The sequence below is a fragment of the Citrobacter sp. RHBSTW-01044 genome, from assembly GCF_013781945.1.
Lineage (GTDB): Bacteria > Pseudomonadota > Gammaproteobacteria > Enterobacterales > Enterobacteriaceae > Citrobacter > Citrobacter braakii.
Genome location: NZ_CP056180.1, coordinates 4,730,765 through 4,750,809, shown reverse-complemented (window position 1 = coordinate 4,750,809; position 20,045 = coordinate 4,730,765). Strand labels below are relative to the sequence as shown.

The window sequence follows — 20,045 nt, the reverse complement described above, 5'->3', positions numbered from 1 at the left end:
GTTAGCTACGTTTGCTCAAAATCTCTTTCTCATAGGCGCGCACGCTGTCCAGCCACTGGCTTCCTGCTGGCGTGTCGTGACGCTGGCAGTACATCTCCCAGACGGCTTGCCACGGCAGCGATTTTTGCTCTTCCAGCAAGGCCAGACGTGCGGTGTAATCGCCGCTGGCTTCAAGCTGACGCAGTTGCCCGGTCGGTTCTAACAGCGCGCGCAGCAGGGCTTTTTTCATATTGCGAGTGCCGATAACCCACGCGGCGATGCGGTTAATAGAGGCGTCGAAGAAGTCGAGGCCGATGTGTACGCGGTCAAACAGGTTGTGGCGGACGATCTCGCTGGCAATCGCCTGCGTTTCATCATCCAGCAGCACCACGTGATCGCTGTCCCAGCGCACCGGACGGCTGACGTGCAGCAGCAGACGCGGTACGTACAGCATGGCGGCGGAGATTTTGTCGGAAATCACTTCAGTCGGATGGAAGTGACCCGCATCCAGGCACAGCGCAGTCTGACGGCTGGTGGCGTAACCCATATAGAACTCGTTGGAGCCCACGGTGTAACTTTCGGCGCCGATGCCAAACAGCTTGCTCTCGACGGCGTCGATATGGTGCGCCGGGTCGAGTTTTTCGCTGATCACTTCATCCAGTGCTTCAAGCAGACGTTGGCGCGGTGCTAACCGGTCAACGGTAATGTCTTTCATGCCATCCGGGATCCAGATATTCATCACCGATGGCGTACCCAACTGCTCGCCAAAATACGCTGAGACGCGACGGCTGGCTTTGCAGTGGTCAATCCAAAACTGGCGAATGGTGTCATCGGCGTGGGCCAGCGTGAAGCCGTCGGCGCTCAGCGGGTGAGAGAAGCAGGATGGGTTGAAATCCAGCCCTAACTGGTTTGCTTTCGCCCACTCGACCCAGTTTTTAAAGTGTTCAGGTTTGATTTGGTCGCGGGCAACCGGCGTCTCAGATTCCAGATAGATCGCGTGCAAATTCAGACGTTTTGGACCCGGGATCAGGCTCAGCGCCTGCTCCAGATCGGCGCGCAGTTCGGTGGCGTTACGCGCTTTGCCCGGATAGTTGCCGGTAGCCTGAATACCGCCTGTGAGCGAGCCTTCCGGATTCTCGAAACCGGCGACATCATCGCCTTGCCAGCAGTGCATGGAGACCGGCAGACGATCGAGCTGGCGTAAGGCCGCCTCGACATCAATGCCTACCGCGGCGAAACGCAGTTTTGCCAGTTCCCAGGCTTGTTCAAGTTGAGTGGTCATGCGCAAAGCTCCTTTGTCTGTCTTAGTGATGGAAACTGCGCCTGGTAGCGGGCAATTTCACTTTCAGGATTTGGAATGAAGGTGGTCAGGTCGTAGTTGGCACGCACCACCTGACGGAAATCATCGACGTTGTTAAGCTCGTCCAGCGTCATCAACTGGATGCCAATATTGCCGAGCGTGGAGGCCTCAATCGGCCCGGACATCACGCGAATACCGCAGGCATCCGCGCACAGCTGGTTCAGTAGGGCGTTCTGGCAGCCGCCGCCAACGATGTGCAGTTGGCTAAATGCTGCACCACGCAGTTGTGCCAGTTCTTGCAGAATGTCAGCGTATAGCAATGCCAGGCTGTCGAAGATACAGCGCGCCAGTTCGGCGTTTTGCTGGGGAACGGGTTGACCCGATTCACGACAGGCCGCCTGAATTTCCGCGCTCATATCGTCGGGGTTGATAAAGCGATCGTCGTTTGGGTTTATCAGGAATTGGCAGGCCGGCAGCGCTTGCGTTTGGGCAATAAGCGTTGGCAGGTCGGTAATCTGGCGCTCTTTTAAAACGCGCTGGAGCAGCCACAGTCCCATGATGTTTTTCAGTACGCGGTAGCGCCCTTCCGCGCCCCCTTCGTTGGTGATGTTCGCTGCCAGCGCCGCATCGTTGGTATACGGCGTTCTGCTCTCAAAGCCCATCAGCGACCAGGTACCGGAAGAGAGATACGCACTATTTTTATCGGCCAGCGGTGAAGCGATGACCGCGCTGGCGGTGTCGTGACTGGCGACGGCCACAACCGGAATTTGGTTTTTCTGCGGGCAAATCCAGTGACCAATGACGTTCCCCGGATGCGTCGGGCGACCAAACCAGGCTTTGTCTGCCCCGGTCCACGCCAGCAGCGTGTCATCCCAGTCGTCGGTGTTGATATTGACTAACTGGGTGGTGGTGGCGTTGGTGTATTCCCAGTTCAATTTGCCGGTCAGGCGAAAGCTGAAGTAGTCGGGGATCAGCAGGGCATGTGCCACCTGCGCAAGCAGTTCTGGCTGCTGTTCAACCAGCGCACGCAGCTGATACAGGGTGTTAAACGGCAGAAACTGAATGCCGCTACGGCGGTAGATTTCACCTTTACCTGGCTGCGCCATCGCCTGTGACATAATGCCGGTCGTGCGGCTGTCACGGTAAGAGACCGGCAGACCAACACGTTGGCCGGCGTTATCGATCAATACGTAATCCACGCCCCAGGTATCAATGCCAATGCTGTCTATCCGAATGCCTTCATCACAGACTTTTTTCAGGCCAAGGCGAATGTCGTTTTCCAGGCTGTCGATGTCCCAGGTGTCAAAACCGTCCGTTTTTTGCAGACAGTTAACGAAGCGGTGGATTTCACGCAGCGTCAGGGTGCGGTGTTTACTGTCGTAACGTGCGAGCATTACGCGCCCACTGGATGCGCCGAGATCGACAGCGACACAATGGCGAAAAGTCATGGCGAGGTCCTTCTGAGTTTTATTGCACTCAGTCTAAGAACCCCGAATAAAGCGTACCTTCTTGACAGTGACAGCCCCAATTAGCGGCTGGCAACATGGCAAAGGTGAACGTGATGTTGTTCACAGTTTCCACTAATAGCGCGGATTTTGGCGGATGTGACGCCTTCCGCATTTCCCGATCTTTCCCGCCATTTCTTGAAGAATTAACCGTGTTTACGCACTTTGGCGTCAAAAAATTAAGGTGAGGGTAGGAACCCTTAATTACTATTCAGCCATATTCGTTAATCAGGGGGAGCCGTCATGACCGTACTGCATTGCGTGGATTTTTTTCCGACAGGTAAAGCGCCTGTGGCTATTGAACCGCGGCTTCCTCAGCCCGCGTTTCCTGAACATCATCATGATTTTCATGAAATTGTGGTGGTCGAACATGGAACGGGGATCCATGTGTTCAACGGACAGCCTTATACCATCAGCGGCGGTACGGTGTGTTTCGTCCGCGATCATGACAGGCATTTATATGAACATACTGACAATCTGTGTCTGACCAATGTTTTGTATCGCTCTCCGGATGCGTTTCAATTTCTGGCCGGGCTGAATCAGCTTTTGCCTCAGGAACAAAATGGGCAGTATCCCTCCCACTGGCGCGTAAACCAGGGCGTACTGCAGCAGGTTCGTCACCTGGTGGGGCAGATGGAGACGCTCGGCGAGGAGATGGATACGCCCACGGCGGCAAATCGCGAGATCTTGTTTATGCAGTTGCTGGTACTGCTACGTAAAAGCAGCCTGATGGAAGCGGCGACCGATAACGATGCGCGGCTTAACCTTTTGATGGCATGGCTGGAGGATAACTTTGCCGAAGAGGTGTGTTGGGAGGCGCTGGCCGAGAAGTTTTCGCTCTCTTTACGCACTCTGCATCGCCAGCTTAAACAGCAAACAGGATTGACGCCGCAGCGCTACCTTAACCGTCTGCGACTGATTAAAGCCCGACATCTTCTCCGCCACAGTGATGACAGCGTGACTGATATCGCTTATCTCTGCGGTTTCGGTGACAGTAACCACTTTTCGACGCTTTTTCGCCGTGAGTTCGAGTGGTCGCCACGCGATATTCGTCAGGGGCGTGACCTTATAGCGGGAAGCAGCCTTCAGTAACGCGAAAGCTATCAACGTTTTTTACCGTCCGTTTGCTGATAATCATACCCTTTCATGCCGGATGCGCTGCGCTTATCCGGCAAGCGTACAGGTTGAGGTGATGTGATGGCGAATCATCTGGTTCTTTTGAAATCAGACTTTTTTGCGCATGAGCAGCAGGCTGTCGCCGTGGCCGATCGTTATCCGCAGGATGTCTTTGCTGAGCATACCCACGAGTTTTGCGAGCTGGTTCTGGTCTGGCGCGGCAATGGTCTGCATGTCCTTAACGATCGTCCGTACCGGATAACCCGTGGCGATCTGTTTTACATTCGCGCCGAAGATAAACACTCCTACACCTCCGTTAACGACCTTGTGTTGCAAAATATCATCTACTGCCCGGAGCGGTTAACGCTGAATGTTGACTGGCAAGGGGCGATCCCCGGATTTGACGGTACGCCAAGGCAGCCGCACTGGCGACTTGGCAGCGTTGGCATGACCCAGGCCAGACAGGTGATAAGCCAGCTTGAGCATGAAAGTAATCAGCGCGATGCGCAGGCCTTTACCATGGCTGAGCTGCTGTTTGGTCAACTGGTAACTCACCTTAAACGTCATCGTTATGCCACGGATACGCTCCCGGCGACGTCAAGTGAAACGCTGCTGGATAAACTGATCACCGCGTTAGCCGGTAGCCATGAGCATGCGTTCGAACTGGATACGTTTTGCGAGCGTGAACGGTGCAGCGAACGCGTTTTGCGCCAGCAGTTTCGCAGCCAGACCGGGATGACTATCAACCATTACCTGCGGCAACTGCGCATTTGCCATGCTCAGTATCTGTTATCGCATACTGAAAAGCTGATTGGTGAAGTTGCTATGCAGTGCGGTTTTGAAGACAGTAACTATTTTTCGGTGGTATTTAACCGCGAAGTCGGGATGACGCCAGGGCAATGGCGCCATCGTAGTCGGGTGACACCATAATATATAAATGTGGTTTATATATTGCAGTGGCGTTTTGATACATATTCAGACTAAATCAGACATAATGAGTGAATGCTCTGTGCAATAAATCACAGTTGCTCTTTTATTTTTGTTTTATTCTCAGCAAACTTATTTATCGGAGTAACGTTTGTGTTGACTAACTCTATAATCATCAAAAGTCTGCTTTTAATTTTGCTATCTTGCGATCGCAAAATTAAACGTATGCTTGATTATTTTTGCTGGTTTAATTCCGTTAACGATCTGGCTGAAAATGATATCGCCGAGCAGGAGTGTATGGATACGCAAATGGCGCGCGAATGGTCCAGCCTGTGGGACTGCGCCAGCGAAGCTATCGGCGCGAGCGTACGTCAACGCTGTCATCGTCCTGCTCGTTTTGGCCTGCATTTCCCGCAGGCGCTGCTGTGCCGTCGCAAACGTGATGAGCTGGCCTTCAGTTTCCGTAACTCCAGCCTGCACCAACTGTTAGTTTGCCGCCATGCCAGCGGCGCTGACGGTGAAAGCCAGGTTTATCAATTTGTTAGTCCTACACAAAGCACAATGCGCACTTTCGCCATTGTGCTTTTTTTATTGCCTGAATCTACGAGGAATCATTATGTACATTGTTTGTGTTGCAGCTTGTCCGACCGGCGTTGCTCATACCTACATGGCTGCGGAATCGCTTGAAATCACGGGGAAAAACCGTGGGCATGAAGTTAAAGTGGAAACGCAGGGGAGCATTGGCGCTGAGAATGAAATTACGCCAGAGGATCTGGCGCGCGCTGACGCGGTCATCATTGCTGCCGACGTTGCGATTAGCGGGAAAGAGCGTTTCGATGGCATGGTGAAGCTCGAATGCAGCGTCTCTGATCCCATCAAATTTGGCGATGCGGTGTTTGAAGCAGTAGAGCAGGAGGTTGCAAATGGCTAAGTTTCAGGGGGGAGACAAACCGTCTACCGGGATAGAGGTCAAGAACGCCATTATGACCGGCGTTTCATGGATGCTGCCGTTTGTCATTGCTGGAGCGGTGCTAATGGGGATCGCCCGTATCGGCGCTTCTCTCTACGGTATTGATAACATCTGGGATGCCAGCTACGAGCAGGCCGGCATGGTGGTGCAGTTGCTGCACAAATTTGATGGTTTCGGCGGGCTGGCGCTGTCCCTGATGTTGCCGGTGGTGGCCGGCTATATCAGCTTTGCGCTGGCGAACAAACCGGGTCTTGCGCCGGGGATGATTGGCGGACTGCTGGCGAGTAACCTGGGAACGGGTTTTCTCGGCGCGCTGGCGGCCGGTTTTGTCGCGGGCTATATCGTTCGCGCCCTGAACCGCTACATCAAATTGCCGAAGGCGCTCTCCTCTGCTGTGCCTATTTTCATTCTGCCAGTCGGCGGTACGCTGCTGACCTGCGTGGTGATGGCATTTGTGATCGGTACGCCGCTGGCGGCGTTGAATCACGGCATGGAAAGCTGGCTGTTATCAATGTCCGGCACGAACAAAGTGCTGCTGGCGGCGGTCATTGGCGGCATGGTTGGGTTTGATCTCGGCGGCCCGATTAACAAGGCGGCGGTGACGACGGCAATGGCGTTACTGGCCTCCGGTATTTATGACCCAAACACCGCCGCGCAGGTGGCGATTATCGTGCCGCCAATTGGTCTGGGTGTCGCTACGCTGCTGTGGTCGTCACGCTTCCCGGAATCCCTGCGTGAGGCGGGTAAAGCCTCTACGTTGATGGGGCTGATTGGTGTTTCTGAAGGCGCCATTCCGTTTGCGCTGTCAAATCCAAGAATTATTGTCGTCAACGTGATTGGCTCGGCGGTGGGGGCGGCGATGGCGGTAGGATTAGGGGCGGTAAACCATGCGCCGATCTCCGGTTTTTACGGCTGGCTGGCGGTAGAAAAATGGCCGATTTATGTGCTCTCGATTGTCTGTGGCTCGGCGATTATCGCCTGCGGCTCACTGTTGATATTCCGTGGCCCGACAGCCACGCCTGAGGTGAGAAAAGAGACGGTGGCGCCGAAATTTAAAGCCAGCCGTTAGACGTACTACTGAATTAATATTTCCCTATGTTTAGCGCGGGTAAATATCCGTGCGGGTTACCTACGCCTTAAAACAGGAATAAACGAAATGAAAACGGTTCATTTAATTCAGCATACGCACTGGGATCGTGAATGGTATTTTACGGAGAATGATTCCCAGGCTCTGCTTTATTATTTTATGGCGGATCTTATCCAACATCTTGAAGCGGATGAATCATTAGGTCCATTTATGCTTGATGGCCAAACGGTGGTGCTGGAAGATTATTTCCAACTGGCACCAGAAAACCGCGAACGCGTGCAGGCGCTGGTGAAAGCCGGACGTTTGTTAATCGGTCCCTGGTATACACAGACCGATTTTTTGGTGGTTGGCGCTGAGTCCATCACCCGCAATCTGCTGCTGGGGCAGGCAGACTGTGACGAGATAGGGCCGAGAATGACGGTCGGTTATGTACCGGACTCCTTTGGCCAGAGCGCACAGTTGCCCATGTTCCTTAATCAGTTTGCCATCGACCACACAGTTATCTGGCGCGGCTGGAGCGAGTACGACACGCCGTTTACCGAGTTCCGCTGGCGAAGCCAGGGGGGCAGCGTGGTGACGACGGCGGTATTACCGCAGGGTTATGGGTGCGCGAAGTGGTTGCCGACGGATGCCAACCAGGCCTGGCCGCGCCTCTCTGCGGTTATGGAAAAGCAGGCGGCATTTAGCCGCAGTACGCAGCTACTACTGCCGAACGGTAACGATCAGTCACCGTTTGAGTACGGCGTTCCGGCAATGCTCGACACGCTGAATCAGGAACAAACGGCGTACCGCTTTATTCGCAGCGACTTTAGCCGTTACTTTGCCGCGCTGGCGGATACGCCGCTGGCGATCTTTGAGGGCGAACTGCTAAGCCCGAAATATATGCGTATCCATCGCGGTATTTTTTCTACCCGCATGGATATTAAACAGGCCAACGTCCGGCTGGAGAACTTCGTCAGCCGTCAGCTAGAACCGTTGCTGAGTATGGCCTGGACGCTGGGGTTGCCCTATCCGCAGCGAGCCATTGAGACAATATGGCGCGAGGCGATGAAATCCCACGCTCACGATAGTATCGGTGGGTGTAATGCCGATCGCGTGAATGCAATGGTTAAGGCGCGTTTGCTCTCGGGTCAGGAAAAAGCCGAGCGCCTGTACGAGCTGAATATGCAGATGTTGGCAAACGGCATTACGGCGCAGCAACAGGGTAAAAAAATCATCGTCTTTAACGCGCTGCCGTCGGTGCGCGATGGCCTGGTGGCGCTGACGCTCTACCTACCCGGTGAGGCGTTCCGCATTGTTGACGAGCAGGGACAACCCTGTCGCTGGCAGATTATGCGTGAGACATCGCAAGATATGTCCGTCATTGTTCAGGAACTGTCCAATAGCCCCGATCCCGTCTTCTATCGGCGGTGCGATATTTTACTGGAGGTCGCATCGCTCCCCGCCTGCGGCTATACCACCCTGTATCTGCAAGATGAGTGCGCCCCCGAATTTGCTGTGCCGTCCTCGACAGAAGAGGCGCTGGAGAACCCGTGGTTACGCCTGACGCTGGAGGGTGAAAAGGTCGTTCTGGTCGATAAGCGCAGCGGTAAGCGCTGGGAGAACCTTATTCAACTGGTGGACGGCGGCGATGCCGGTGACACCTATAACTATTCTCCACCAGAGGATGACTGGCGCGTTACCGGCGCAGGGGCGCTGCTTCACGCCGACTGGCAGCGCGGCGCGCTGGTGGACACGTTGTCGCTAAGCTGGTCTATCGCAGCACCGCACACGCTGGCCGACAGGCAGGAGCACCGTTGTAATGCACGACTGGATGTCAGCATGGTGGTCATGCTAGATCACCAGCGCCCGACGCTGGACCTCCAGGTTAGCGTCAACAACACCTTGCACGATCATCGTTTACAGGTGGAAATTCCTGCTGATGTCTTTACCGATGTCCATTTTGCTGATCAACCGTTTGGTCTCATTCGTCGCGCCAACCGACCGGCCACGCTGGATGTCTGGCAGCAGGAAAATTGGGGTGAAGCCCCGGCATCGCTGTGGCCAATGCAAAGTCTGGTAATGATGCATGATGGCAAGCAGGGCATCAGTGTGGTGACGGAGGGGCTGCGAGAATATGAAATTCCCGCAGAACGCCCATCGGTTATCGCCATTACGCTACTACGTAGCGTGGGTTGGCTGGGACGTGCCGGTATGCCGTGGCGTCCGGGACGCGCATCCGGTATGGCGTTGCCTTCCCCAGACTCACAGATCCCAGGCGAATTTAGCGCCCGCTTCGCGCTCATCCCGTTGTGCGATGGTGAAAGCCCGAACTTCTGGCGTGAAGTCGAAGCCTGGCGCACATCGCCAGTTGGCTGGCTGGATTCCGGCTGGGCGCGTTTTAAAACTAATCCACACGCGCTGACATTCCCGACAGCCTACAGCCTGCTGCACTGGGAGACACCACTCCATTTCAGCACCTTGAAAAAAGCGCAACGTGAAGATGCGCTGATTTTACGCGGCTGGAACCCCGGCTCGCAGCCGCAGATCAGCTCAACGCCGGTCGCTGATGCGACAGTGTGCGAAGTTACGCTGGCGGAAAAATCGCTGAACTCATCGCATGAAACGATACCGGCCTGCACGCCGATCTCATGGCGTATTACGCCTGCAGCCAGAGGATAATATTGTGTTAAACATTCGTTTTACCTGCCCGTTGCCAAATGGTCTACATGCTCGCCCCGCCAGTGCGTTAGAGCAGCGCGTCAGCGCATTTCAGGCTCGCGTTCAAATAGGCAATCTGCGTAACCAGCGTCAGGCCGATGTCCGTAGCGTGTTGGCGATGATTGGGACCGATATTTTGTATCAGGACCCGTGTGAACTGGTGATTGAGGGCGAGGATGAATCTGCCGCGCATCAGGCGCTGACTCAGTTTGTGAGGCAAGAGTTTGCCGCGTGTGACGAACCCGTTGCCCAGACGCCGGAACGGGTGGAGCAACCTCTGCCGGTTTTTCTGGCGCAGACCCGTGCGGAGTGGGTGCGCGGTAACGGCGTGAGCGCTGGGCTGGCGCAAGGGGTGGCAATGCATCTGGGCGTGCCGGATCTGTATCAATTGGCAGAACAAGAGGCGGTGGCGGCGCCGGCTGTACAGCGAGCCGCGCTGACGGCGGCACTTGAGCAAGTACGCCGCGAGCTGCACGACGCATTACCGCATACGCAGGGAGAAGCCGCGTCGGTGCTACAGGCTCATGTCAAACTGCTGGACGATGCGCTCTTCGAAACCTCGCTATTTACCGACCGTACAGCGCGCAATGCGCTGGCAGCATTGGCGCTGGCGCTGGATGAACTGAGCGCGCCGCTGCGCGAAAGTCGCAGCGTTTACCTACAACAGCGGGTGCTGGATTTACAGGATTTGGGCCTGCGTCTGGCGGCGCATCTCACCGCGCAGCCGCTTATGCCGCAAACGGCATTGTCGCAAGACACCATCGTTATCAGTCCGGTTCCCATAACGCCAGGCCAGTTTCTGGCGCTGCGCGGTCCGCATCTGAAAGGTGTGGTGATGGGCGCGGGCGGGGAAACATCACATACCGTCATTCTGGCGCGATCGTTTGGGGTTCCGCTGCTGAGCGTAGAGGCGGCGGAAGCGGGGCGTATTCGCGGTGGTGAAGCGCTGCTGCTCGACACTCGCCACGGGGTGGTGGTGGTGTCGCCGGATGAGCAGGCTCTGCGGTGGTATCAACTGGAAGAGGACAAACGTCAGCGCCTTGAAGCGCGTTTACAGCCGCTTATTCAACGCCCTGGGGCGACGCAAGAGGGCGAACGGGTGACGGTGCTGGCGAATATCGCGCTGGCTGCGGAAGTGGAAGCGGCATTTGCCGCCGGGGCGGAGGGGATTGGTCTGTTCCGCACTGAAATGCTGTTCTGCGAACGAGCCGCGCCGCCTGACGAGGAGGAGCAGTACCAGGCCTATCGTCACGTGCTGGAACAGGCGCGGGGGCGTAAAGTGGTGATCCGTACGCTGGATATTGGTGGTGATAAACCCTGTGACTATCTGGCGATGCCGCCGGAGGAAAACCCGTTTCTTGGCTGGCGCGGCATCCGCCTGTATCCCGAATTTATGTCGATTTTCCGTCCTCAGATACGTGCGCTACTGCGTGCCAGCGTCGCCGGACCGTTGCACATTATGGCGCCGATGGTGACTACGCTTGCTGAGGTGAAGTGGCTGCGTGAACAGTTCCAGCAAACAGCGGCGCAACTGCTGGCCGAGGGGGCGGCGGTTGGGCAGTGGTCGCTGGGTATTATGGCGGAAGTGCCATCGGTGCTTTATCTGCTGGAGAAAGCCGCTGCGTATATCGACTTTGTTTCGATTGGCAGCAACGACCTGACGCAATACTTCCTGGCCTGCGACCGGGGCAACGCGCAGGTTCGACATCTCTACAATTATTTTGACCCCGCGTTTTTACAGTTACTGAAGGAGATGACGGCGCGCGCGCAGCGGGCCGGTATTGAGATCAGCCTGTGCGGCGAGATGGGCGGCGACCCGTCGGCGCTGGCGCTACTGTTGGGCGTTGGTTTACGACAGATCAGCATGTCCTCAAGCCGTATTGCGCCAGCAAAGGCGCGCTTAATGACCTTAACCCTCGCGCACAGCGAGCAGACGCTGGAACGGGCATTAGCCTGTGAAAGTGGTCAGGACGTGGCGGTACTACTTTCGCAACAGGTGGCGGCGCAAGCAAAACCCGTGTTTGATCCCGCCCTGATCCTGCTCGATCAGGCGATTACCCGTAAAGCGGAAGCGATTAAGGTGCTCACCGATAATCTGGAGGTCGAACAGCGGGTCTTTTCCGGCTCAGCCGTTGAAGAGGCTATTTGGCAGCGTGAAGCGATTTTCTCTACCGCATTAGGATTTGCAATTGCGCTTCCGCACTGCAAATCGGCGGCGGTCGCGCACAGTAGCGTGTCGGTGATGCGTTTGAGTGAGCCGCTGGCGTGGAGCGACGAGGTGGATGTCTCGCTGGTTATCATGCTGACGGTGAGTGAGCAGGAGAAGGGCGATCATATGAAAATCTTCTCCCGTCTGGCGCGTAAGTTGATGCATGTGGAGTTCCGTGAGCAGTTGCTTGGCAGCATGTCGCCGCAGGATGTCGCCGTGCATCTGGCACAGGAAATGGCGGGATAAATCATGGTACAGAATCCTCGCCGGGCGTTCATTATGCTGTCGTCTGTCTTTTTTTACTGGGGCGTCCTGACGGCAATTAATAGCGCCACGATTCCCTTTTTCCGGCAAGTTTTTTCGCTTTCATGGCGAGACTCGATGTTGGTAAATGTGGCGTTTTATCTCGCACCGTTTGTGATTTGTTTACCGTGTTCAGGCTGGATGGCGCGTTTAGGGTATCGCAGCGCACTCTTACTGGCGTTGATACTTGCCGCAAGTGGTTCGGTGGTGATTGCCGTATCGCTCTGGCTGGCATCATTTGCCGGTTGCCTGGTGGGGATTTTCATTGTGGCGATGGGGGTTGCGGCGATGCAGGTGGTCGCAAACCCTTATGTTAATCGGCTTGGCGAGGCGCAAAGTGCGGCTGGACGCCTCAGTCTGGCGTCGTCCATCAACTCCCTCGGGGCGGCGCTGGCGCCTGTCGTCCTGGCGGTTGTTCTGGCTGGCTCTGTCATTTCAGTTCCAGGGATGTATCTCGGTTTGATGCTGGTGGGAGGCATACTGCTGGTTGCGTTATACCGTTTTTCAATTGCTGATTTTCGTGACGCGCACGAGAATATTTTTTCTGCGATTCGTGCGCTCAGGCGCTATGCGCAGTTTCGTACTGGGGTGAGTGGCATTCTTGTTTATGTTGGCGTGGAAGTCAGCATGGGTACTACGGCTCTCAGCTATCTTCACGACCCGTCTTTGGGCGGGTTTTCGCTTGCACAAGCGACCTCCTTTATCGCGTTGTACTGGGGCGGTGCATTGGCGGGTCGGTTTTTGTATGGCTTGCTGGCTCACTGTTGCCGACCTCAGTTGTTGTTTTGCCTGTGCTCTTCGGGAGCGGTACTACTAACCGTTGCCGCGATAGTTTTCGCTAACCGTTTTGGCGGCTATTGCCTGCTGGCGACGGGGCTCATGAACTCGGTGATGTATCCCATTATTTTCTCTCGCACGCTCTCCGGACTTGATCGCTATGCGGCATCTATTTCTGCTTGCTTGATTATGGCGGGCATTGGCGGCGGGGTGCTGCCCTTTATCCAGGGGATGGTTATTGATGCTATTGGCCTGCGTTTGAGCTTTTGGGTGCCGGTTATCGGGTATCTGTTTTTATTGCTGAACGGATTTAAGCTATACGCTCGAACGGAGGTATTTTGTGAGTAACGCCATCATTATTTGGTTAATTTAAGGTAGTACAACGGAAACTGATTTTCGGTGGTATTTAACCGTAAAGTTGGGATGACGCCGAGCCAGTGGCGTCATCTCAGTACCCAACATGATTAGCTGGCCATTCCCAGACCAACAATGTTTGCCGCGACAATGATCACTACGCAGCCAAGACTTAGCACGCTGACCGGACGTCTCCCTGCATTGCTCCACTCTTTCATGATCAGGCCCACGATACCGCCGCACAGGACGTAGAAGCTCATGTGCAGCATCCAGCTCATGTAGTCATACTGTGCTGGAATTTTGGCATGGCCCCAGGCGTAAAAGAAGAACTGGAGATACCACATCAGGCCAGCAAGCGCAGAAAACAGGATATTGCTGATAATCAGCGGTTTTGCTAAAGAGAAGTCGGCCTTTACTGACAGGTTTTTCATTTTTGCCAGACGAATGAAGCAGTATCCCAGATTGATCACCGCACCACCGCCCATGATGACTACGTAGCTTGGCAGGGCGACATACAGCGGATCGATACCGAGTGTTGCAGCGGCTTCGTGCATTGGTTTAGCCGCATCCATGGCAAAGGACATCCCTGCGGAGAAAAAGCCGCACATCACCGCCAGTATCAGACCTTTTTTCAGATTGAACTCTTCGGCCTTGATGCCCATCTTGCGCTCTTTTAACTGTCCGGCGCGGGTGACAATCGCCACTCCGATCAGGGCGACCAGCACGCCGAGCAGGGTCATACGCCCGCCTGGTGTGCCAATGAGCACGTCAAATTTACCGGCAATGATTGGCGTCATTAAGGTACCAACAATTAGCGTAATGCCGATAGCGATCCCGATCCCCATCGACATACCGAGATAGCGCATAGTCAGGCCATAGTTGATATTACCAATCCCCCACATGGCACCGAATAAAAATACCGGCAGCAGGGTGGACGCACTGAATGAACTGTAATAGGCCCAGAAGTCCGGCAGAAGGATCGCGCTGACGAGCCAGGGAAGGATCAGCCATGAAACAAAACCACCTATAGACCACATGGTTTCCCAGGACCAGTGTTGTACCTTTTTAAAAGGGGCATAGAAACAAGCGGCACTAGCGGCACCGATTAGATGCCATATTATCCCCATCGTAATTGCGTTACCCATTCTGTTTCCTTTTGAATTATCGATTTGGCAGGATGAAAACACCCGTTTTGATGTTCAAAAGTCTAAAGAGTGAGCAATAGATTAACCTTCAGCATGCTGCCGTTTGATCAGTAATGCTGGCAAAATTCAGGGGATGAAAGGGATATTGATCACAAATGCGGCCCCGCCCCTCTTTTTTGAGAAGGGCGGAAATATAGAGGATTAGCAAATTCTTACTGCCTGAATACCCAGTAGCCAGGCGAGTTTTTCCAGTGCCTCGCCATGGTGCCCCAGGCCAATGCTGCAATGATGAGCTGGGCCGCCCATACACCATTGTGTGGTGAACTCGCGAGCTGATAACGGGAAGCGATAGCGGCTATTGGTGTTGCCAATATCCAGGACTTCACCTGGCACAGCTTCACCCTCGGCATACTGTAAACGCACCCCGTTTTCGGCATCTTCAATTACCGAAAGAAAGGTCACCGGACCTGATTTTACGGTCATCTGGATAGATACACCTTTACCGGGTTTACCATGATAAACCGGCAGCGGCACCAGACTCACCGGACCATCCGCCATCAGCGGGTGTGCCGGACCGTCATGTCCCCACAAAACAGCATCATCATTAAATTCAATGCCATATGGTTCTGAGAATGAACCGCCAGCCCCCAGAAGTTGCTGAATTTTCATCGCCAGCACATTTTTGATTTCATATTCTCCCGCTACGGGAATACCACGGTGGGTAAGCAGCGTGTTGCCGAGAATGATTGAGGTGATGATGTTCTCGTAAGCGTTGCCGTTACGGCCTTCATAATAATAGGCTAGTGCACCGAGTTTATTCTGGGCAATCAGTTTATCCATGGCGCAGGCAGTGGTGAGTGCGCGGTTGAGCTCTGCAGGTTCGCATGCCGCATCCAACTGAAGTACACGGTGCATTTCCTGTCGTTTGGCATTGAGGTCTGCCTCGCTGACCTGCTCGCGATATTCCGCCAACTCACACATTTCCAATGGCTTAAAGCGTACGCCCATTTTGGCGGACAAGTTCGTCATATTGCTGTAAACGTCTACCATACCGTCATAATAGTGCCCGAGGACGCCGACCTGACAATTTGCCAGCATTTGACGAGCGTTAAGTGCCTGTAGCCACTGCGCCGTTTGTTGCCAGACATACTCATCGCCCTGTAATGCGCCAACAATCAACTGAAAGCGGATATTCGCACGGTTAAACACGTTTGCCAGTTCGGGGGCGCTGCAGGCCTGACAGTGCGCCAGCCACTCTCCAGTACGACCTCCCCGATCGGGAATTTGACGGATTGTTGAATAAGGCAGCCCTGGCTCTGGCTGTAGGGCCAGAATAATGACCGGTTTATTGATACTCTGCACAAGCGGTAGCACCGTTGAGCTGAGCGCATAGGTGCTGATGTAAAGACAGACAGCATCGACCGGCTGTTGCTGCAACCGTCTGATAAGGGCATCGGCTTTATCGACGTTATCAATCAGGCCGCCATTAATCACGCTGGCTTGTTGCGCCGTCAGGCGCTCATCAATTGATTGCAGATAGCCCTGAAGACGTGACTCCAGGCCTGTAAACTGGGGCCAGTATGTGTCGAGGCCGATACCAAAAAGGGCGATGTTGACAGACATAGCAATATTTCCTTGTGAGATAATTTTCAGACTATGTCGTGCTTTATCTCCCATGTCCTTCATGTCGCTGCCTATTTTCTACTCAGATTGGCAAAATCAGCCTGATTTTCCCAGTGATGCTCACACTTTTACCTCATAATAGCCATGTAAAAAGTACGGCATTGATAATCATTTTCAATATCATTTAATTAACTATAATGACCCAACTGCTTACGCGGCGTTAACACTGGCCGCCCGACAATACTGGAGATGATTATGAGTTATACACTGCCATCCCTGCCGTACGCTTATGATGCCCTTGAACCGCACTTTGATAAGCAGACGATGGAAATCCACCATACCAAACACCACCAGGCTTACGTAAACAACGCGAACGCTGCGCTGGAAAGCTTGCCTGAATTCGCGAGCCTGCCTGTTGAAGAGCTGATCACCAAACTGGATCAACTGCCAGCAGACAAGAAAACCGTACTGCGTAACAACGCGGGCGGCCACGCTAACCACAGCCTGTTCTGGAAAGGTCTGAAAACCGGTACTACGCTGCAGGGCGACCTGAAAGCGGCTATCGAACGTGACTTCGGCTCCGTGGACAACTTCAAAGCTGAATTTGAAAAAGCTGCGGCAACCCGTTTTGGTTCCGGCTGGGCGTGGCTGGTTCTGAAAGGTGACAAACTGGCTGTTGTTTCCACTGCTAACCAGGATTCCCCGCTGATGGGTGAAGCTATCTCTGGCGCTTCCGGCTTCCCGATCGTGGGCCTGGACGTTTGGGAACACGCTTACTACCTGAAATTCCAGAACCGTCGCCCGGACTACATCAAAGAGTTCTGGAACGTGGTGAACTGGGACGAAGCTGCCGCGCGTTTCGCAGCGAAAAAATAAGTTCTACGCTTTGATAAGCCCCTGCAAGCGATGCTTGTGGGGGTTTTTTTGTGATCAAAATCAATATAAAAACAATGATCTATTTAAATTGAAACAAGGTTTTATTATGCGAGTGAGATCACTTTTATAGTCTCTATGAATGTCTATCTTCGTTTCATCAAGACGGGCGCATCTCATAAGCAAGATGCAATCGCCCATAAAAATTGCCCCATTTTTATGTCTACAGGTGATGGAAATGCAGATCAAACGAACGATAGAGAAAATCCCAGGCGGCATGATGCTGGTGCCGCTTTTTTTGGGCGCGTTGTGTCACACCTTTTCCCCCGGCGCCGGGAAATACTTCGGCTCCTTTACCAACGGTATGATCACCGGTACGGTGCCTATTCTGGCGGTCTGGTTCTTTTGTATGGGGGCGTCGATCAAGCTAAGCGCCACCGGTACCGTGCTGCGTAAATCAGGCACGCTGGTCATAACCAAGATTCTGGTAGCGTGGGTGGTCGCGGCGATTGCTTCACGTATTCTGCCGGAAAATGGTGTAGAAGTTGGTTTCTTCGCCGGGTTGTCTACGCTGGCGCTGGTGGCCGCCATGGATATGACCAACGGCGGGCTGTATGCCTCGATTATGCAGCAGTACGGCACCAAAGAAGAGGCCGGGGCGTTTGTCCTGATGTCGCTGGAGTCTGGCCCGCTGATGACTATGGTGATTCTGGGAACCGCCGGGATCGCTTCGTTTGAACCACACGTGTTTGTCGGGGCCGTATTACCGTTCCTGATTGGCTTTGCGCTGGGGAATCTGGACCCTGAGCTGCGGGAGTTCTTCAGCAAAGCGGTGCAGACATTGATTCCTTTCTTTGCCTTCGCGCTTGGTAACACCATTGATTTGAGCGTGATTGCGCAGACCGGTGTACTGGGTATTTTGCTGGGCGTGGCGGTAATTATCATTACCGGTATCCCATTGATTATCGCTGATAAACTGATTGGCGGCGGCGATGGCACGGCGGGGATTGCGGCCTCCAGCTCAGCTGGTGCGGCGGTCGCTACGCCAGTGCTGATTGCTGAAATGGTTCCGGCATTTAAACCGATGGCACCGGCAGCAACTTCCCTTGTCGCCACGTCGGTGATTGTGACCTCCATTCTGGTGCCGATTATCACTTCCATCTGGTCGAAAAGAGTTAAAGCCAGGGCGGCGGAAATTGATATTCGTAGCGCCGTGAAGTAAGTCTCTTTTGCCGGATGGTCTGTTCCATCCGGCTTAACGATTTACGCTTTGACGACAAATACCTCATCGATGGTCCGACACTCACCCTCGTTCAACTCTCCGCCGGCATTTCGTGACACGCCGGTGCAATAGCCAAACTTACGCGATACCACGGTTTTGATGGTGGTGACGAAATCTTCGCCGATGGCGTAGATGGACATGTAGGTGCCAATCTGGTCCTGAATGTCGCGAAGTGCTGTCAGGTCGCCCTGTTTAAATGCTTCCCGTGCGCTGACAAACAGTTCAGGCATGACGTTGTTTAATCCTGAAATCACCCCCGCGCCGCCTGCCAGCAGGTTAGGAATGTAGTATTCGTCATAGCCGGACAACACGGCAAAATCCTCCCGTACGGCGCGGGTGGTCTGGATCATACTGCGAGTATGGGACTGGCAGTCGACGGTATCTTTAATGCCTGCGAAGTTGGGGAACTCGGCGGCGAGGGTGGCAACCAGTTCAGGCGTTAAATCGCAGCCAGTGCGCGCCGGAAAGTTATAGGCAAACCATTTACCGCTGAGCTTCTGCCCCAACTGACGGAAGTAGCTCAGCAGCTGTTTTGCCGTTTGCCCATAGTAGTAAGGCGGCAGGATCATCACGGCGTCGTAATCGGCGCGATACGCTTCCTGCGCCATCAACAGCACATCATTCTGGCAGGTGGATGAGACGTTGGCGACCATCTTCAGCGAGCTCATAGCGCGGGCCTCGCGGATTAGTAACAGCTTTTCTTCGAGCGTAAAGGAGGCAAATTCCCCGATGCTACCCATCAGCAAAATCACGTCGATTTTGGCCTCGGTAAGGCGTTTGAGATGCTGGCTTAGACCGTTAAGATCGATCTTGCCGTCATTATCCATTGGCGTAATGGAAGGACACCAGACGCCAGCAAATTGCGATTGACCAGTCACGTTGTTGACTCCTTATTTGAAATGATGTTTCAAAACCAGATTACATTGATAGCATGTGTCCCTAAGTTTCATGTGAACCGTGCTCTCATTTTGAGCGACTGGGGTAAAATAAATGTGGTGTAATGGGGGAAATTTATCGGGAGAGGGAACAGATGCGATATCCGGTCGATGTTTTTACAGGCAAGGTTCGGGACTACATGGGAAGCCGTCCCAGCGCGATTGCTAAGGTCCAGGTTGACGGCGAGCTGATGCTGACCGAACTGGGGCTGACGGGTGATGAACAGGCGGAAACGAAAATTCACGGTGGGCCGGATCGCGCGCTGTGCCACTATCCGCGTGAACACTATCAGCACTGGAGACAAGAGTTTCCGGAGCAGGCAGAGCGCTTTGTCGCGCCCGCGTTTGGCGAGAATCTCTCTACTCAGGGGCTAACGGAAGAGAATGTATTTATTGGCGACATTTTCCAGTGGGGAGATGCGCTGATTCAGGTCACGCAGCCGCGCTCACCGTGCTTTAAGCTGAATTTCCATTTTGGCATCAGCGATATGGCTAGCCAGATGCAGGATGCAGGCAAGACGGGCTGGTTGTGCAGCGTCATCGCTCCAGGCCAGGTGTCGGCGGACGCGCCGTTGATCCTGGCTTCACGCGTCAGCGACGTCAGCGTGCGGGAGGCGATTGCCATTGCCTGGCATATGCCGTTTGATGACTCACAATATCACCGTTTACTCTCGGCTGCCGGGTTATCGAAAAGCTGGACCAAAACGATGCAAAAGCGTCGTTTAAGCGGCAAGATCGAAGACAATTCCCGCCGTTTGTGGGGAAAATAAAGCCATTCTGGCCATGCAATTAAATCAGGTGGTAACACCTGATTTGCCTTTCTCGTGATTCTTATCTCTGCATACTAAAGCGGGTTAAAAAACCTGCTTGTCACGCCATGTTTTCAGTCCATTCTTGATACCTGGCCCACAAAAAGAAACTCTGCGTTGAAAAAAAACTTGAGTATTTCCTGCACTCAAA

Annotated in this window: 16 protein-coding genes; 11 read left to right on the top strand and 5 right to left on the bottom strand. The window is 54.1% G+C overall.

The features are described 5' to 3' along the window. Window position 1 precedes the first annotated feature (1 nt). Both rhaA and rhaB read right to left on the bottom strand, forming a co-directional pair. On the bottom strand, window positions 2-1,261 hold the full coding sequence (gene rhaA / locus HV352_RS22635) for an L-rhamnose isomerase (protein ID WP_159137220.1): 1,260 nt from the start codon (window positions 1,259-1,261) through the stop codon (window positions 2-4). Further along, complete coding sequence (rhaB, locus tag HV352_RS22630; RefSeq protein WP_016155199.1) at window positions 1,258-2,727, bottom strand: rhamnulokinase; 1,470 nt, start codon at window positions 2,725-2,727, stop codon at window positions 1,258-1,260. The genes rhaA and rhaB overlap by 4 nt, the downstream gene beginning before the upstream one ends. A gap of 300 nt (window positions 2,728-3,027) precedes the next feature. Here rhaB and rhaS point away from each other — a divergent pair, with 300 nt between their 5' ends. The 8 genes from rhaS to HV352_RS22590 all read left to right on the top strand — a co-directional run bounded on the left by rhaS (window position 3,028) and on the right by HV352_RS22590 (window position 13,221). Then, a complete protein-coding gene (rhaS, locus tag HV352_RS22625; protein WP_016157890.1) occupies window positions 3,028-3,876 on the top strand; it encodes an HTH-type transcriptional activator RhaS in 849 nt (282 codons plus the stop codon). A 105-nt stretch (window positions 3,877-3,981) separates the two neighbouring features. Continuing rightward, the gene (gene rhaR, locus HV352_RS22620) at window positions 3,982-4,830 is read left to right on the top strand and encodes an HTH-type transcriptional activator RhaR (RefSeq protein ID WP_049040553.1); all 849 of its coding nucleotides are present in this window, start codon (window positions 3,982-3,984) and stop codon (window positions 4,828-4,830) included. Window positions 4,831-5,052: 222 nt separating this feature from the next. Beyond that, window positions 5,053-5,514 (top strand): hypothetical protein, encoded by a 462-nt coding sequence (locus HV352_RS22615; protein ID WP_131341564.1) that lies wholly within the window; start codon window positions 5,053-5,055, stop codon window positions 5,512-5,514. After that, window positions 5,444-5,758 (top strand): PTS fructose transporter subunit IIB, encoded by a 315-nt coding sequence (locus HV352_RS22610; RefSeq protein ID WP_016157892.1) that lies wholly within the window; start codon window positions 5,444-5,446, stop codon window positions 5,756-5,758. The genes HV352_RS22615 and HV352_RS22610 overlap by 71 nt, the downstream gene beginning before the upstream one ends. Further along, window positions 5,751-6,866, top strand: coding sequence for a PTS fructose transporter subunit IIC (locus HV352_RS22605; RefSeq protein ID WP_016157893.1), 1,116 nt, complete (start codon window positions 5,751-5,753; stop codon window positions 6,864-6,866). The genes HV352_RS22610 and HV352_RS22605 overlap by 8 nt, the downstream gene beginning before the upstream one ends. Before the next feature lie 87 nt (window positions 6,867-6,953). Further along, on the top strand, window positions 6,954-9,545 hold the full coding sequence (locus HV352_RS22600) for a glycoside hydrolase family 38 C-terminal domain-containing protein (RefSeq protein ID WP_181635096.1): 2,592 nt from the start codon (window positions 6,954-6,956) through the stop codon (window positions 9,543-9,545). A gap of 4 nt (window positions 9,546-9,549) precedes the next feature. Continuing rightward, window positions 9,550-12,039, top strand: a complete 2,490-nt coding sequence (ptsP, locus tag HV352_RS22595) for a phosphoenolpyruvate--protein phosphotransferase (RefSeq protein ID WP_181635095.1) — start codon at window positions 9,550-9,552, stop codon at window positions 12,037-12,039. A gap of 3 nt (window positions 12,040-12,042) precedes the next feature. Further along, window positions 12,043-13,221: an MFS transporter gene (locus HV352_RS22590; RefSeq protein ID WP_016157896.1), complete on the top strand. Its 1,179-nt coding sequence runs from the start codon at window positions 12,043-12,045 to the stop codon at window positions 13,219-13,221. A 116-nt stretch (window positions 13,222-13,337) separates the two neighbouring features. Here HV352_RS22590 and rhaT read toward each other — a convergent pair whose 3' ends face one another. Then, the gene (rhaT, locus tag HV352_RS22585; protein WP_016157897.1) at window positions 13,338-14,372 is read right to left on the bottom strand and encodes an L-rhamnose/proton symporter RhaT; all 1,035 of its coding nucleotides are present in this window, start codon (window positions 14,370-14,372) and stop codon (window positions 13,338-13,340) included. 201 nt (window positions 14,373-14,573) lie between these two features. Then, window positions 14,574-15,995 (bottom strand): L-fucose/L-arabinose isomerase family protein, encoded by a 1,422-nt coding sequence (locus HV352_RS22580; RefSeq protein ID WP_019077921.1) that lies wholly within the window; start codon window positions 15,993-15,995, stop codon window positions 14,574-14,576. A 255-nt stretch (window positions 15,996-16,250) separates the two neighbouring features. Here HV352_RS22580 and sodA point away from each other — a divergent pair, with 255 nt between their 5' ends. Both sodA and kdgT read left to right on the top strand, forming a co-directional pair. Beyond that, on the top strand, window positions 16,251-16,871 hold the full coding sequence (gene sodA / locus HV352_RS22575; RefSeq protein WP_016155203.1) for a superoxide dismutase [Mn]: 621 nt from the start codon (window positions 16,251-16,253) through the stop codon (window positions 16,869-16,871). A 235-nt stretch (window positions 16,872-17,106) separates the two neighbouring features. Further along, window positions 17,107-18,090 (top strand): 2-keto-3-deoxygluconate transporter, encoded by a 984-nt coding sequence (kdgT, locus tag HV352_RS22570; RefSeq protein WP_103284383.1) that lies wholly within the window; start codon window positions 17,107-17,109, stop codon window positions 18,088-18,090. 41 nt (window positions 18,091-18,131) lie between these two features. Here kdgT and HV352_RS22565 read toward each other — a convergent pair whose 3' ends face one another. Further along, complete coding sequence (locus HV352_RS22565; protein WP_016155205.1) at window positions 18,132-19,028, bottom strand: dihydrodipicolinate synthase family protein; 897 nt, start codon at window positions 19,026-19,028, stop codon at window positions 18,132-18,134. A 152-nt stretch (window positions 19,029-19,180) separates the two neighbouring features. Between HV352_RS22565 and yiiM the strand changes: the two genes are divergently transcribed. Next, window positions 19,181-19,855 carry a 6-hydroxyaminopurine reductase gene (yiiM, locus tag HV352_RS22560; protein WP_065554793.1) on the top strand — a complete coding sequence of 225 codons (675 nt, stop codon included), beginning with the start codon at window positions 19,181-19,183 and terminating at the stop codon, window positions 19,853-19,855. Window positions 19,856-20,045 lie beyond the last annotated feature (190 nt).

Excerpts from the sequence above, each read along its gene's own strand:
- HV352_RS22605 (WP_016157893.1), top strand. The coding sequence starts at position 5,751 with ATGGCTAAGTTTCAGGGGGGAGACAAACCGTCTACCGGGATAGAGGTC.
- HV352_RS22615 (WP_131341564.1), top strand. The coding sequence starts at position 5,053 with ATGCTTGATTATTTTTGCTGGTTTAATTCCGTTAACGATCTGGCTGAA.
- rhaS (WP_016157890.1), top strand. The coding sequence starts at position 3,028 with ATGACCGTACTGCATTGCGTGGATTTTTTTCCGACAGGTAAAGCGCCT.
- HV352_RS22610 (WP_016157892.1), top strand. The coding sequence starts at position 5,444 with ATGTACATTGTTTGTGTTGCAGCTTGTCCGACCGGCGTTGCTCATACC.
- HV352_RS22600 (WP_181635096.1), top strand. The coding sequence starts at position 6,954 with ATGAAAACGGTTCATTTAATTCAGCATACGCACTGGGATCGTGAATGG.
- rhaB (WP_016155199.1), bottom strand. The coding sequence starts at position 2,727 with ATGACTTTTCGCCATTGTGTCGCTGTCGATCTCGGCGCATCCAGTGGG.
- rhaR (WP_049040553.1), top strand. The coding sequence starts at position 3,982 with ATGGCGAATCATCTGGTTCTTTTGAAATCAGACTTTTTTGCGCATGAG.
- kdgT (WP_103284383.1), top strand. The coding sequence starts at position 17,107 with ATGCAGATCAAACGAACGATAGAGAAAATCCCAGGCGGCATGATGCTG.
- rhaT (WP_016157897.1), bottom strand. The coding sequence starts at position 14,372 with ATGGGTAACGCAATTACGATGGGGATAATATGGCATCTAATCGGTGCC.
- yiiM (WP_065554793.1), top strand. The coding sequence starts at position 19,181 with ATGCGATATCCGGTCGATGTTTTTACAGGCAAGGTTCGGGACTACATG.
- rhaA (WP_159137220.1), bottom strand. The coding sequence starts at position 1,261 with ATGACCACTCAACTTGAACAAGCCTGGGAACTGGCAAAACTGCGTTTC.
- HV352_RS22580 (WP_019077921.1), bottom strand. The coding sequence starts at position 15,995 with ATGTCTGTCAACATCGCCCTTTTTGGTATCGGCCTCGACACATACTGG.
- sodA (WP_016155203.1), top strand. The coding sequence starts at position 16,251 with ATGAGTTATACACTGCCATCCCTGCCGTACGCTTATGATGCCCTTGAA.
- HV352_RS22590 (WP_016157896.1), top strand. The coding sequence starts at position 12,043 with ATGGTACAGAATCCTCGCCGGGCGTTCATTATGCTGTCGTCTGTCTTT.